Here is a 14871-nt window from a genome sequence, read left to right as displayed (position 1 = left end):
CACAGCCGCACCGGCAGTAGTTTTGGATCATTCCCCGGTTCAAAAAAACTGCCGTTATGCAAACGATCTTCCCGCTGGAAACAGCCAGCCCCAAAATCAGCAAACCATTCCCGCGCCTTTCGCCTCGGCCGGCCGTAGCGCTGGTCAATATTCATCAGCCCGGCGCCATGGCCCTGGCCGTACAAACCATTCACCGGCATCCCATATTGATCCAGCTGCCCAGCGTGTACGCACTGCTGGCCGCACCCACTACGGAAGGTGCACGCCAGCTCGATGATTGCAAAATGCGGCTGGCAGGAAAAAATTACGGCACCGCCATCGGCAGCCTGCGTTCTTTCCTCGCGCAGGCGCGGCAGGAAACGTTGCCCGCGCAATTTAATACCGGCAAACATTTCAGCGGCATGACCGGCAGCTTTATCCGCCTTCAGTTCCGAAACGCAGGTTTTCACTCCAAAACCATCCGCAGCGGTACGCACCAGGGCCTGCTGCTGGACGGCGTTTTGCGCGAACTGTTCAGGCAGGTCGAAAATTCTTTCAGGCATTATGCGCCGGATGAGATCTGGGAAGGGAAAAACTATGGCGGGCCGCTATGCACAAGCTGCAATATCAGCGGGCATCACGAAGGTTCCATCACTGCGCTGGACAAAGCCATGAAATTCGCGCAGCAACGAAACATCCCGTTCATTATCACCGCAACAGCGGCAGGAGAAAAAGGCTCGTATCCGATTTTCGGATTTGCGGAAGATGGCGTGCGAATTCACCGGGAAGGGCCTGGCATGGAACATTTCAAACAACAGGTACCTCTTGCATTGAGAAGATTTTAACAGCGGATAAATCGCACTTCAACACCATAACCCCACAGAAAAATAAAGATGTTTCCCCAAAAAAAGAGGGTGTATCATTTGATACACCCTCCGCATTTTATTTTCTAAGGCTTCCGTAAAAGAAGGAACTGTTGTCCGCTTCGGGGTAAAGCCCCCCGAGGTTCACCACGCCCGGGTCTGAACTTTTCACATAATCTACCCTGAAAGGGCCGGCATACTCAAAGTAAAACTGAATGTCCGAGAACTGTATCCCCCGGGCAGTCCAGTTGCCGTCGTAAGAGGGATTGCTCAGCGTGATCACGCCATTTTCATAGGTATACTTATATGAAGCTACCGCCGTGAAAGTGGACGTGCCGTTGTTGTTGCGCGTCGTAACCGTTGCCGTGGTGGAATTGGCGAGCGTAAAACGAACGTCCAGCAGCGTACGCGAAGGATTCATCGCCTTGAACTTGTCAACACAGTTCTGGTACGCCTCATTGAACCCGGAAGTTACGCCCACGGGCAACCCGCTGCCGATGTACAGCTCGCGGTAGGTGCCGTTGTAAGCGAACAGGGCGGGCATGGGCAGGATAGGCAGATCGTTCTGTTTGATCTCGTACCGGCCGCCTTTGTTGTCGTACAGTACAAACACGCCGTTTTCCAGTCCGCCTTTTACGAAAGTAACGCCGTTCAGTTCAAAACCGGCGGCGAACCGGATGCCCACGTCTTCATAATTGAATTTGCCTTTCACCTGTTTTACATCGCCGTTTTCCTCCACATACTGGAAGCTGGCGGTTTTACCGGATTTGTCCAATACGAATTCCACTTTATTTGTGATGCCGTTCACAGACGTATAGTTATTCTCATGCGTGGCGAAATAATCGTTCACGCCGTCGATGTTGGCTTTGTAATCCGCGCCGAGAAAACGGCTTTTTTCTTCACCGGTGGCTTTCACCAGGATGAGCTCGTTTTTATATTTGAAGCCACGCAGCACGATGGTGTCGCCGCTGGTGCGCTGGTACTCGAATTCCACGTCGCTTTGCAGGCCTGAGCCCGCCGTGCCGCCGTAAGACGAAGGCGTGGGGTCGTGCAGCAGCGAGATGTAATTGTAGGTATCGAATATCAGCGTCGCGTTCATCACCCATTTGATGCGGAACGATGAAGTGTTTGCCGTGGTGGCGGTTTCGTCGTTGAGATCGGCTACCATCACTACCGATTGCGCCGCGTCGAAGTCCATATAGAAACCGTAACCGCCCCTGGCGGAAGTGGTCAGCGACGCTTTCCATCCGTGCTCCGAGCTCAGCAGGCCCGTTTTCAGCTCGTTGATCCGCGCCGTCATCCTTTCTTCCGGCTGTTCCTCAAAAACCCTGGCCGAATCTTTTTGACAGGCTGCAAACAGGGAAGCCGTAAAAAGTATATAGAGTAGTTTTTTCATGCTTTGTTCGTTTAGAATTTACCATAGAAGTAATTGGACGGATCGTCTTTCACGTAGAAGCCGCCGAACTTGAGGAAGTTAAGCGGACCGGCGGATTCGGGTATCCAGTCGCCGCGGAAAACATGTCCCTCCAGGTAGTCGTGAAACGGCTTGAAACCCGCTTTCACCTGCGAATTGCGCCCGTTGTTGTACTGTGTGTCCGTAGCGCCGGAATCGAAGTGTTCGAACGTAATGTCCCCGTTCGGCGCCACGTTGATCTTAAAATCGTACCAGGCGAAAAAGCTGGAACCGGAGGCGTTGGTGTAGTTGTGCTGCACCTGCAGTTCGGTGGCGGATTTGATCACGATGCTGAAAGATACGGGCCTGCGGTTGTTCACGCCCAGCCCCGCGATCACCGCGTCCCACACTTCTTTGAACTTGGCGGACTGCCCGTACTCCGCATAATGCGCGCCGCCGTTGAAATCCACCACCAGCGGGTTGGCGATCATATTGTTTTGTAAGGCGTACAGGAACGATTTGCTGTTGTCGTTATATTTTTCGCGCAGCACTTTCGCTACTTCGTATTGCAGCTCACGGAAGTTGATGTTGAAGTATTGTCTGAAATAGTCCACCACCAGCGCTTCTTTTCTTTTCAGCTTTGCCTGCCCGTCCGCACCTGCTGCTTTGGCGTATGCATCGAACCAGAGCTGGCCTTCCACGAGCAGGTGCGCGGTCATTTCCGCGAAATCTTCCGTGTATTGGCTGCTGGCGTAGGTGGAAACAAAACCCTGTTTTTGCGCGGTGGCGGCGGAAGCGGAGGTCCAGTCCTCGTTGTATTCCGCCTTCGTTACCTGCCTGAATTCCGGCGGGATGGCGATCATCTGGTTCACGATGTGCGTGAACTCGTGGTGAATGGTGCGCATCTTGCGGCTTACCTGCGCGGCATTGGTGAAGTCGAGATCGTTCAGCTCGTACAGCACTACGCGGCGGCCGCCGTCTGCCGTGCCGAGCGTGATCGTTCCGTTGGAATTATAGGAAGGGGAACCATACAGTACGAACTGTTTCGGCGTGTAGGTTTTAATAAAAGCAGGCCCGGCCACTTTCTCGTAGGTTTTGAGAAAAATGTTGAGGATAGCCTCGGCCGTGGGTTTTACTTTATCGAGCTTTACCGGCGAAATGTCTTTGCCCACATCGGTCAGCCCTCTTTCAAAACGGTACACCAGCTGGATATTGTAAGGATCGGTGAGGTTGGAAGTGATCCAGTTGTCGAGCTCGGTGGGCGGGGGATTGTCTACATTGTATCGCGACATATCCACATCGAGCGTTTCTGATTTCTTGCAGGAAGGGGCGCCCGCGAGCAGCAGCACACCGAAACCTGCGTAGAATATATGTTTGAGTTTCATGATTATCTGGGATTTAAGGGTACACCTGAAAGTTTTACTTCCTGCGGCAGCTGGAACATCCTGCGGTTGTCGCCGGGTTTCAGTTCGGTGAACGTTTCGGTTCCGCTGTCGTCTATATGGTTATGTTTTACGGTCAGCTTGTGACGGAGAATGTCCATCCAGCGGATACCTTCCCATATGAACGCGCGTTTTTTCGAATCCAGCAGCGCTTCCAGCATTGCTTCCTTATCGTCCGCCCTGCCGGTGAAAGTTTTTGCTTTCTCCATGGTGAGCCCGTGTGTGGCGGCGGAGAAATTCACGATGCGCGAACGGGCGAAATCGTTGAGGTCGTTGATCGCCAGGGTGTAATTCTGTTTCTGGATATATGCTTCGGCGCGGTTCATCAGCGCTTCGTCTGCCGTGAAAAGCGGCATCATGATGTACGGGTAACCGATGCCCTGCGCCACGTTGGTGTAATGGAAATATTCGTTGAACTTGCCCGGGTTGTAATTGGGCGCGCCCCAGCTGAACAGCCTGGTGCGGAACACGGCGCCGAACACGGTAGTGCCTGCGTAGTGATTTTTCACCTGTTCCCCGAAACCGTAACGGTTCGCTCCCGCGCCACTGCTGCGGTGATACACGGAATAGGTGTTGGCGAGCAGGAGGTTGAAGGGCCTTTCGGCTTTGGTGTAATCCTGGCGGTGCTCGTCGGACGTGAGGTTGTACAGGTTGCCGGCATACTGGCGGATATTGTCGTAGAAATTATTCTCCGGGAAAATGGCCGATGCGTGTTCGATCACTTTGTCCCAATCGCCTTTGAACAGGTAAAAACGCGCCGCGAACGCATGCGCCGCCTGCGGGGTGAAGTGATACTTCGGCACCTGCCAGCTGCCGCCGGCCAGCAATGCCAGGCCCTCCGTCAGGTCTTTTTCGATCTGCGCGTACACGCTGGCAACGGTGCCGCGGTCGTATTGTTTAGACACTACGGTTTCCGGTTCCATTACGTACGGCACGCCCATCCCGCTGTTTGCCCCGCCGATCTCGTACGCCTGCGCAAAAAGCGTTACCAGCATATGATGGCAATAAGCCCGCGCGATAAGCGCTTCTCCTTTGAACGGCTTCGCCTGGTTGCCGAGATTGTTCTCCTCGATGGCCTGCAGCGCATGATTGGCCGCCGCAATGGCTGAATAACAGGCATTCCAGTATTCCGCGGGTGTACTGTTGCCCGAGCCTTCGGGGTCTCTCCACATGTAAAGGTCCACGTAGGGCTGCGACTGGTTGCTTGATAACGCGCGGGTACGGTCTTCCGCATTGTCGGATGCGGATTCCGCGAACAGGTAATGCCTGTCCGGGTAGGCAGACACCAGCAGCCCTGCCACTTTCTCCACGGTATTGATTTCGGCCCGGTTATCGGGAGTTACCTCCAGGTATTTGCTGCACGAAGGCGCCACGATCGTTCCCAGCAGTAACAGGCCGTATATGATCTTATTTTTCATGGTTTGTTGTCGGTTTAATGGTTTCAGTTTAGAGCCCCACTTTTACGGCCAGCGTATATTGTTTGGGGATCGGCATCGCAACGCCGCCGTTGTTGAAGAACTCAGGATCGGCGCCATACAGTTTTTTGTCGGAGTACAGCAGCGCGATGTTGTTCCCTACCAGCGACAGCTGCGCGCTGCGGAGGCCGATGCGCGAGATCAGGCGGGCGGGCAGCGTGTAATCCAGCGCGACCCTTTTCAGGCGTATAAAATCGCCTTTGGCGACGGCTTCGGTGGAATAGTTGTAGGCGTTGTAAGGGTATACACCGTCCACTACCGCGCCGGTGGAGCCATTCGTCACGCCGTTCACGACATGGTACACGCCCAGCAGCGACGGGATATTGGTGCGTTTTTCGTCGCCTGACTGCAGCCAGCGGTCGTTCATCCGGTTAGACAATGTGTACATGTCCGAATACGAGGCGGCGAAAGAAGGCTGCAAACGGATCCAGTTGCCGGCCGCAAAGGTCAGCAGCGTGGAGAGCGAAAAATTTTTATAGGAAAAGCTGTTGTAAAAACCGCCGGTAAGCGTCGGGTCGGTAGGGCCGTGATATACCAGGTAATTTTTGTCTTCGTCCTGCAAACGAACGTAAGTGGTGGTAACCGGGCTTTTGTCGTCGAGCGTTTTATAGGTCGGGTAACCGTATTCAGGGTCGAGGCCGGCGAAGGGAATGGAATACAGGCCGCGTTGCGCGAAACCGGTGCGCATGCCGCCTTCCGCGCGGGCGTTGGTCCAGATGCTCGGGTTGATATCCAGATTGGTGATCTCGTTTTTGTTCATCGCGATGTTGAACTGTGTTCTCCATCGGAAACCGCGGGACGCAACGGGGTTGCCGGCGATGGTAAATTCGAGGCCGCTCGCTTTCATGTCCGCATAGTTGGCCGTTTTTACAAACTGGCCGCCGATGCCGGAGGTATTGAGACTGCCGATGAGATCGAAGGAATTGCGACGATACCAGTCGATGGTGAGATCGATCTTGTTGAACAATGCGAGGTTGGCGCCGATGTTCAGTTCGTACATTTTTTCCCAGGTCAGTTCTGAGTTTTCGAGGCCGCTCAGGAAAACGCCGGATTCTTTTTCGTTTTCGTAAGGGCGGTAGGTCACGCGGTTGTAGAACACGGCGGAAGAGTTGCGCGCATCGCCGATGCTGGCCGTCATGCCGTAGGTACCGCGCAGCGTGGCGCCGGACAGCACTTTTTTGATGCCTTCCCCGTAAAACGGTTCATTGTCCAGGTGCCATGCGCCGGACACGTTCCAGGTGGGCAGCCAGCGCGCTACTTTGGATTTGCCCATTTTGTTGGAGCCGTCGTACCGGGCGGTGGCGTTCACGCTGTATTTTTCGCCGAAAGCATATGCCGCGCGGCCCATGAATGCCGCGAAACGTTCAGCCCCGTAGTTCATCATAAAATACGGATCGCCGCCTTCGATCATTTTTTTGAAATAACGGTAATTGGGGTTCACCAGTCCGCCGTTCGCATACTGGTAGCCGATGCCTTCATACGCGGAGTTTTTACGGTCGGTGCCGCGCAATTCCATCGATCCGAAAAAATTGAAACGGTGCACTTTGTTGAAAGTGTTGTCGTATTCAAGGTTCTGGCGGAAATAGAAATTCTTCAGCGAGTTAATGGTGGTGTTGTAAAAACCGCCGTCGGGCAGCACCACTACCGGCAGGGAATTGATATCGTCCGGGTCTGTGTAAAGATTGATATTGCCCGCGGCAATGGTGGCGTCGTAATCCGCGCGGAAAGCTTCGGCCATGTTGGAACCTTCCAGCACGTAATGCTCGCGGGTGGTGTTGGCATAGCGGTAAGCCCCGTCCACAGAATATTCCAGCTGCGGAATGATCTTGTATTTGATGCCGCCCTGCACCTGCAGGTCAATGCCTTTCAGGGTCAGGTAGTTCGTGTTCAGTTCGTTAATGATGTTGAAGGGCGCATAGTTCCGCACGAAATATTCCTCGTTGCCGTCTGCATCGTAAGGGGTCATCAGGCGGCTGGTGTTCAGCGCATAGGAATACGGGTTGATGTCGAAATCGCGGGAATAAACGCCGTACACGGGATCTGAATTGCGGGTGAGCGTGCCGGGTGTTCGCTGGTCGCGCACGGAGCCGTTCACCAATACTTCGGCGCGGAGTTTTTCGCTGAGGCGGAAGTTGTTGCGGAACTTCGCGGTGTAGCGGGTCACGTTGTCGCCAAGCGTCATTCCGTTATCTTTCATCATCGAAGTGGAAAAGTAAGTCTGCGAATTGGCGGAACCGGAGTTGACGCTGAGGGAATGTTCCTGCAGCAGCGAATTGCGGAACAGCAGGTCGAACCAGTCCGTGTTGGCTTTCGCATACCTTTCGAGGAACTTCAAACGGTCGTCCGTTGTGTTTTTCAGCGTATACGTATCGGTTACGGCATCGTATTCGTACATCTGGTTGTACATCTTGTAAAAGATGCCGCCGTAGGCGCCGCGCGATACGCTGCTGTGATTATACCAGCCTTTGTTTTCCAGCTCCAGCAGTACAGACAGCTGGTCGGCAGAGTTCATGATATCGAACTGGTCGTAGGTGGGTTTGAGGTAAGTGGTGAAGGTGCCGGTGTAATTCACCTGCGGTTTGCCTTCAGTGTTGCGGCCGCGTTTGGTGGTCACCACGATCACGCCGTTCATGGCGCGGGCGCCGTACATGGCCGTGGCTGCCGCATCTTTCAGGATGTTGAACGATTCGATATCGTCCGGGTTGAGCCCCGCCACGGAAGAACCGATCAGCGTATTGGCGTCGCCGGTGGAAAGGGCTTCGTTGGAAATGTTCACCACGTCTTCCAGGATGATGCCGTCTACCACCCACAACGGTTTGTTTTCCCCGGAAAGCGAAGTGGCGCCGCGAATGCGGATCTTGGGCGCCGCGCCGAAAGTGCCGGATACGTTCTGAACGGATACGCCGGCCACCTGGCCTTCCAGCATACGCGAAATATCAGGCACGCCGTTGCGCTCCGCGTCTTTGGCGCTTACTTTGGAACTCGCGCCGGTGAACAGTTTCCGGTCTACGTTCTGGTAACCGGTCACTACTACTTCCGACATCTTATTTTCCGATTCTTCGAGCACAACGTTAAGGTTGGCGGAAGCGTTCGAGAGTTTTATTTCTTTTACGGCGAAACCGATGAAGCGGAACAGCAATACCGAGTTTTCGGCGACATTCTTCAGTTCGAAGCGGCCGTTGCCGTCGGTAACCGTGCCGAGGTTGGTGCCTTTCACGAGGATAGACACGCCGGCCAGCGGCGTACCGTCTTTGCTTTTCACCACGCCCGTAACGCCGATGGCGGCGTTCGCGTCCGGTGTCGCGGCGATCGCCGTAACGGGAGCCGGTTTAATGACTACGCTGCTGTCTACGATGGCGTACGTGAGCGGCTGCCCGGCGAGGGATAGCTTCAGCGCCTGCTCCAGCGGTGCGTTTTTGACGGAAAGCGTTACCCTGGCGGCCCTGTCCAGCATTTGCGAGTTGAACACGAACTGCCGGCCCGTTTGCCGTCTCATTTCGAGGAACACCTTTTCCAGCGGCGCATTCCTGACGCTGAGCGTAACAGTCTGCGCCCAGCCCGAAGCGCTGCTCTCAAGGGTGGCTACAACCGTCAACAAAAAAATGAGTCTCATAATTAATAAACTTTTGGCGGGAAACCGGCCGCGCATAGGTGGGACGCTCCCAAAAGCAGTAATTTTCATACTTTAGCATTGTTGGATTTAATGTTTGCGGAATGTCAATTGCGAATGTTCGATCCGATACTCCGGCCGGTGATGCGTCAACATCATCGGCCTTTTTTTATACCCGGACCAAATAAGTCGCCCCGTCGGGGGCGGCTGCTTATCATCTTGTTGTTACCTGCATAAGTGTCTCTTTTGGTTGAATATTAGATTTGGTTTGATTGAACGACGATCGTACCGGCTTCCCGCCGGCAACTTTTTTCTCCGCGCACCTTCCGCCGCGGGTGACGGGTTGAACCCCGATTTATGGTTGAACCACGATGGTATTCCCTTCCATCGTAAAATGGACTGCCCCCGTCATTTCCAGCAGGGCCAGCAGTTTCGACAATTTATCCCTGCGCGAAACGGTACAGGTGAAATCCATATCGGCGACATTGCCGCGATATTCGATGTCTATATCGTACCAGCGGGACACCTGGCGCATGATCTGCCGGATATTCGCCCGCTCGAAGTAAATGCGGCCGTTTTTCCAGGCGGTTTCTTCCGCAACGTCGGCTTTTTCGATGCGCAGCGCGCCAGATCTGTCCACCACCGCGTGCTGACCGGGCGTCAGCAGCCGCGCGTCGTTGCCCGGGGCCGTTACGCGCACTGAGCCGGATACCAGCGTGGTCACAATGCCCGATTCATCTTCGTACCCCATGATATTAAACTGTGTGCCCAGCACGGAAATATTCACCTCCCGGATCTTCACCTCGAAAGGATGCGCTTTGTCTTCCGCCACCTGCATGTACGCTTCGCCCGTCAGTTCCACTTCCCTTTTGGCGCCGCTGAACGCGGTCGGGAAAATGAGCGAAGAAGCCGCGTTGAGCCATACGCGCGTGCCGTCCGGCAACACGATGGTGAACTCTCCCCCCCTGGGCGTAACGATGCGGTTAAACGCCGGCTTTTGCGGGCTTCCGCCGGGCTGCGGCAGGTACGACAATTGCCCGTTGGCCATCATCACACGCGTGCCGCCCTGCGCGGCGAGAATGCCGTTGCCGAGACTGTCCAGTTCCACCGCCGAACTGTCTGCCAGGTACAGGATGGCCGTATTGCGGCCGGGCGCTTTCTCCGGCTTCAGCGGTTGCGATTGCGCCGTTTCAACGGGCTGCCGGCTGCGGTTCAGCAGGAAATAACCTCCCGCGGACACGACGAGCAAAACCGCCGCTGCCGCCGCCAGCCAGCGGCGAACCGGTTTTACTTTCCTGCGCAAAGGTTTGTCTGCCGACAGGATGCGGCCGAAAGTAGCGTTTGACCTTTCTTCGCTGACGGTGTATGACGGGCTGCCTTCCTCTCCCATTATCGCGGCGATGCGCTCTTCCAGCTCCTTTTGTCCCGGTTGCGCGAGCAGCGCTTCCAGCTCCTGCTGTTCTTCTTCCGTTAGTTCGCCTGCGGCGTATTGTTTCAATAAATGATCGATCCGTTGCTGATCCATGAGTGAAATTATTGGTTGACGTACAGGCATTATAATGCGCCTCTATATCGATAGACGGCGCCGGGAAAAAAACGTCACGGCAAAAAGAGGATTTTTTTAAAAAAAGCGGGAAATAAGCCACAGGGCTATCAGCGGTCCGTAACCGGAGGCGGCCAATTGGTCGCGTACCTGCCGGAGGGCGGCGGAGAGCTGGTTTTTAACGGTACCGACGGGCATATCGAGCAATTCGGCGATTTGGGCGGGTTTCATTCCCAGTTCACGGTTGAGGCGGAAGATCTTTTTCCGTAGTTCGGAAAGCCCGTCCAGCGCATGAAGGATATTTTTGCGGATCTCCAGCAGCCGGGTGCGCTCTTCGGAAACCACTTCCCCCGCACCATACCAGTCGCGGCTGAACGATTCCTTACGGTTGCGGCTGCGCAGCTCGCGGTCTACATGGTCGAGGTACACGCGGGTGGCGATGCGGACGATCCAGGCGCGGAGGTTTTCGATCTGCGGCAGCTGGTCGCGGTGAAGCCATATTTTTATGAAAGTTTCCTGGATAATGTCCTCCACGTCTGTTTCGGAGCGGGTATACCTGACCAGGAAAGGCCGGAGAAGCCCGGCATGATGGTTATAAAACTCAAAAAACGCCTTTTCGTTGCCCTCTGCAATCAGCTGCACTTCACTCGTTCCTTCATATGGTAGGCTCGTCGGCAAATAGATTTGGTTGTTTGATACAAATAAAAGAAAAAAAGCGCTGACGCGGCATAAAAAAGGTATTTTCGGGGGAAAGCCCGTTCCTATGGGTCTTCCGGATGATCGCGAACGGTTATCTGCCTCTCGTGCCGAAAACAAAGGTCAATCGCTGCGACAAGCGGCATGAGAAAGTTCCGGGCCGGTTATGGCCGCGATGGGCCCGTTAAGGCGGCACAAAAAAAGGAGGCTAAAAAGCCTCCTTTCAAACCAAACTAATACGACGTGCCAGCTACTGCTTAACCTACGTAAACGGCATACCAGTCGTTTCAGCTTCAGGCCGGAACCAGTTTGGTAGTGATGCCAATCCTGTTCCATGCATTAATTGTGATGATCGCGAGGATCACCTGTGCGAGATAAGTTTCTTCCAGCAATCCGGCGGCCTGCGCATAAGTTTCGTCCGATACATGACCGCCGATCAGCGTCACTTCTTCGGTCAATGCCAGGATGGACCGCTCTTCCTCCGAAAAGAACGGCGCATCGCGCCAGGCGTTGAGCGCATAAATGCGCTGTTCCGTTTCGCCCGCCCTGCGCGCTTCCCTGGTATGCATATCGATACAAAATGCGCAGCCGTTCACCTGCGATGCCCTGATCTTGATCAGGTCTTTATGCGTCCGGGTGAGCGGCGTGCTTTCGATGAATTTTTCCAATCCAAGAATAGCTTTGTATCCCGCCGGTTCAACCGCGTCGATTCTAATGCGTGTTGTCATTGATCATTATGATTTTGAAGTTTATGAAAATGCTTTTCCTGTTTCATGCGTGTCTTCCCGCCCACGTTCATCATCACTACCGCAAACAGTACCAGCACAACGCCGGCCCATTGCAGCGGGCTTACCGGCTCGTGTAAGAGTATGCTTGCCATCATTACGGTAACCGGTATTTCGATGGCCGAGATAATAGCGCCCGGACCGATGCCTGTGAGCGGCATACCCATGGTGAACAACAGCGGCGGCAGCACTGTTCCGAAAAGCGACAGTACCAAGCCCCAGCTGAGAAATATCCGCCAGGAAAAACCGTACAGCGACGAATGAAAAATACAGGCAATGATGATCAGTCCCCCGAGAATCATATAAAGGCTTCTTTTCAGCGGCGGCATCTGCAACTGAACGTTGTTGGAAGAATACATCGTTGCTGTGTAACACACTGCCGCCAGCATTCCCCAGCCAATACCCGTCCAGTTCATACTTACGGATCGCCCCGGCAGGCCCGCGGCCAGCACGGTGCCGGCAAGCGCGATAAAAACCGACATGATCTTTTGCCATCCCGGCTTTTTTTTATGCAACATCATTTCCAGGATTACGCCCATCCAAACCGTTTGCATCAGTAGCACGATCGCCACGCTCACCGGGATGTACTGCACCGCCTTGTAATACGCGATACTGGTAAGCCCCAGGGAAGTTCCCGCCACGATCAGCTTTCCGGCGCTTTTGATCCTCCCGGTTTGTACGCCCGATGGGGGCTGCCTTTTCCGGAACAGGGTTAAGATAAACAGCCCCGTTACGCCCAGCATGTATTGCGACAACGTCACTTCCCCCGTACTGAACCCTTCCCGGTAGGCCATCTTCACGAATGTGGCCAGCATGCCGTAACTGGCGGCTCCCAGCGCAATAAACAAGCTTCCTTTGATCACTGAATTTTTCATAAGATCAATTCTCCCTTCACGAGCCTGTTTATTGCCTGACGAGCCCTATCTATGGAACTCTCCAGCATCTCCGCGCCCAGCGAAGCGCCGTTAACGGCGATCGTATGGATGTCGGTGATGCCCATAATATTGAATACCGTTTCCAGGTAAGTACTCTGGAAATTCATATGTTCGCTGTGCTCTCCTTTTTCGTACCCGTCGTTGCCCCTCGTCAATAAAAGGATCAGTGTTTTATTCTTCAGCAGCCCGATATAAGGATGCGGCGCCCGGGCGGGATCTGCCCTGAACGTTTCATTGATCCTCATCACATGGTCCAGCCAGGCCTTGAGCGTACTGGGAACAGACCAGTTGTACATGGGCGCGCCCAGCACGATCACATCTGCTTCCCGCAGTTCGGAGATATAAATATCACTCCTTGCCAGCAGCCCGTTTTCTTCTTCAGACCTGGCCGCCGCCGGTTTAAACGCCGCAGTCAGCCATTCGCCGCTGATGTGAGGCACATCGCCCGTGCCCAGCTCACGGAAACGGATCTCCGGGCGGTCGTGCGTGCGTTCCCAGGATTCAGTGAACATTTCCGTCAGTTTCCTGCTTTTGGACCCGGCCGTTCTTGCGCTCGTATTAATGACCAATACTTTTTTCATCCTGCTATTTTATACAAAAGTATGGCGGTGCTGGGCTACATTTACAGACCAGATTCAACAAAAACTACAGCCCAGATGCTTCCATACAAATCATTGATCCGGGTAGACCGCAACGCCGCCGTGGCGCTTCACATCCAGGTTTGCAACGGTTTTATCGCGCTGATCACGAACGGTACGCTGCAGCCCTCGGACGTGCTGCCGGGGTCGCGCATCCTGGCGGAACTGATCGGTATTAACAGGAACACCGTGAAACTGGCTTATGAAGAGTTGGTCAGCCAGGGCTGGGCGGAATCCGTGGAGCGGAAAGGTGTGTTCGTATTGCCGGGGCTGCCGGTGATCGCCAGGAAAAAGCTGCCGGAAAACAATACAAACACCCGGGGACAGGACGCTTTCACCTGGACCAACCGTTTCGAAAATGCCCTTCCCAGCAAAAATCTCCAGAAAACGAAGCTCGCTATCGACGATGGTTTCCCCGACGTGCGCCTTACGCCGGTGGACGAACTGATGCGGGAATACCGGAGTATTTCCCGGAAATCGTATGGCAAAAATTTTCTGAAATATGGAAGTTCCAAAGGTTCGGAACATTTGCGCTCCGCGATCCGCAGTTCGCTTTCGCAAACGCGCGGCGTAGCCATTCCAGCGGAAAATATCCTGATCACAAAAGGCAGCCAGATGGGCATTTACCTGGCGTCGCAACTGCTGCTGCAGCCGAGGGACCATATCGCGGTAGGCACGTCGAACTACGCGCTGGCGGACGATACTTTCCGGCATGCCGGGGCAAATCTCCTGCGGATTCCCGTAGACGGCAAGGGCATGGACGTGGACCATCTTGAAAAAGTATTGAAGAAAAAGAAGATAAAAGCGGTGTACATCATTCCGCATCATCATTGCCCAACCACCGTTACGATGAGCATGGAGCGGCGGCTGAAACTGCTGGGCCTTGCAAAGGAATATCGTTTTGCGATCATCGAAGACGATTATGATTATGACTTTCATTACGATAACAAGCCTTACCTACCATTGGCCAGCATCGATCATAACCAGAGCGTGATTTATCTTGGCTCCGTCACGAAAACCTTTGCGCCCGCGCTGCGGATCGGTTTTATGCTTGGGCCGCCGAAATTTGTCGATGCCGCGGCCGCTTTGCGGGAACTGATCGACAAACAGGGAGACACGGTGATGGAAGAAGCGTTTGCGGTGATGTACAATAACGGCGAGATGGACCGGTATTCCCGGAAGTCGCTGAAAATTTACCGGCAGCGCCGCGACCAGTTTTGTGAAATACTCCGGACTGACTTCAAAAAGGAAATCATTTTCGACGTGCCTGAAGGAGGACTTGCCGTGTGGGCGCGCTTCCATCCAAAGATAGACCTGGTCAAAATGTCGCGCGAAGCCGCAAAAAAAGGATTGAATATCGACGACGGGATCTTCTACAGGAACGAATCTTTTTCCGTCAACGGGCTCAGGATGGGCTTCGCTTCGCTGGATGAAAAAGAAATAGTGGAAGCATTGGGGATTTTGAAGAGCGTATTAAATGAGAATTTCTATTTTTGACCGCTAAACGACAAG

Annotated in this window: 11 protein-coding genes; 2 read left to right on the top strand and 9 right to left on the bottom strand. The window is 54.1% G+C overall.

From position 1 onward, the window contains the following. The first annotated feature begins 56 nt into the window (after positions 1-56). Positions 57-824, top strand: a complete 768-nt coding sequence (locus tag J7I43_RS23420) for a hypothetical protein (protein WP_209148425.1) — start codon at positions 57-59, stop codon at positions 822-824. A 97-nt stretch (positions 825-921) separates the two neighbouring features. On the opposite strand, the gene J7I43_RS23415 is transcribed toward J7I43_RS23420, so the two are convergent. From J7I43_RS23415 to J7I43_RS23375, 9 genes are all read right to left on the bottom strand, one after another. Further along, a complete protein-coding gene (locus J7I43_RS23415) occupies positions 922-2238 on the bottom strand; it encodes a DUF4302 domain-containing protein (RefSeq protein WP_209148424.1) in 1317 nt (438 codons plus the stop codon). 11 nt (positions 2239-2249) lie between these two features. Continuing rightward, positions 2250-3620 (bottom strand): substrate import-associated zinc metallohydrolase lipoprotein, encoded by a 1371-nt coding sequence (locus J7I43_RS23410; protein WP_209148423.1) that lies wholly within the window; start codon positions 3618-3620, stop codon positions 2250-2252. Between the two features lie 2 nt (positions 3621-3622). Continuing rightward, positions 3623-5095 (bottom strand): RagB/SusD family nutrient uptake outer membrane protein, encoded by a 1473-nt coding sequence (locus J7I43_RS23405; protein ID WP_209148422.1) that lies wholly within the window; start codon positions 5093-5095, stop codon positions 3623-3625. A gap of 28 nt (positions 5096-5123) precedes the next feature. Beyond that, positions 5124-8765: a SusC/RagA family TonB-linked outer membrane protein gene (locus J7I43_RS23400; protein ID WP_209148421.1), complete on the bottom strand. Its 3642-nt coding sequence runs from the start codon at positions 8763-8765 to the stop codon at positions 5124-5126. 352 nt (positions 8766-9117) lie between these two features. Then, positions 9118-10287, bottom strand: coding sequence for a FecR family protein (locus J7I43_RS23395; RefSeq protein WP_209148420.1), 1170 nt, complete (start codon positions 10285-10287; stop codon positions 9118-9120). Positions 10288-10383: 96 nt separating this feature from the next. Further along, positions 10384-10983 carry an RNA polymerase sigma factor gene (locus J7I43_RS23390; protein ID WP_209148419.1) on the bottom strand — a complete coding sequence of 200 codons (600 nt, stop codon included), beginning with the start codon at positions 10981-10983 and terminating at the stop codon, positions 10384-10386. Between the two features lie 311 nt (positions 10984-11294). Then, on the bottom strand, positions 11295-11729 hold the full coding sequence (locus tag J7I43_RS23385) for a carboxymuconolactone decarboxylase family protein (RefSeq protein WP_209148418.1): 435 nt from the start codon (positions 11727-11729) through the stop codon (positions 11295-11297). Then, positions 11726-12661 (bottom strand): DMT family transporter, encoded by a 936-nt coding sequence (locus J7I43_RS23380; RefSeq protein WP_209148417.1) that lies wholly within the window; start codon positions 12659-12661, stop codon positions 11726-11728. The genes J7I43_RS23385 and J7I43_RS23380 overlap by 4 nt, the downstream gene beginning before the upstream one ends. Further along, positions 12658-13302, bottom strand: a complete 645-nt coding sequence (locus tag J7I43_RS23375) for an FMN-dependent NADH-azoreductase (RefSeq protein ID WP_209148416.1) — start codon at positions 13300-13302, stop codon at positions 12658-12660. The genes J7I43_RS23380 and J7I43_RS23375 overlap by 4 nt, the downstream gene beginning before the upstream one ends. A 75-nt stretch (positions 13303-13377) precedes the next feature. Here J7I43_RS23375 and J7I43_RS23370 point away from each other — a divergent pair, with 75 nt between their 5' ends. Further along, complete coding sequence (locus J7I43_RS23370; protein ID WP_209148415.1) at positions 13378-14856, top strand: aminotransferase-like domain-containing protein; 1479 nt, start codon at positions 13378-13380, stop codon at positions 14854-14856. Positions 14857-14871: the final 15 nt, after the last annotated feature.

It is taken from the genome of Chitinophaga chungangae (assembly GCF_017742215.1).
GTDB lineage: Bacteria > Bacteroidota > Bacteroidia > Chitinophagales > Chitinophagaceae > Chitinophaga > Chitinophaga chungangae.
This window is presented reverse-complemented; position numbering and strand designations above follow the sequence as displayed.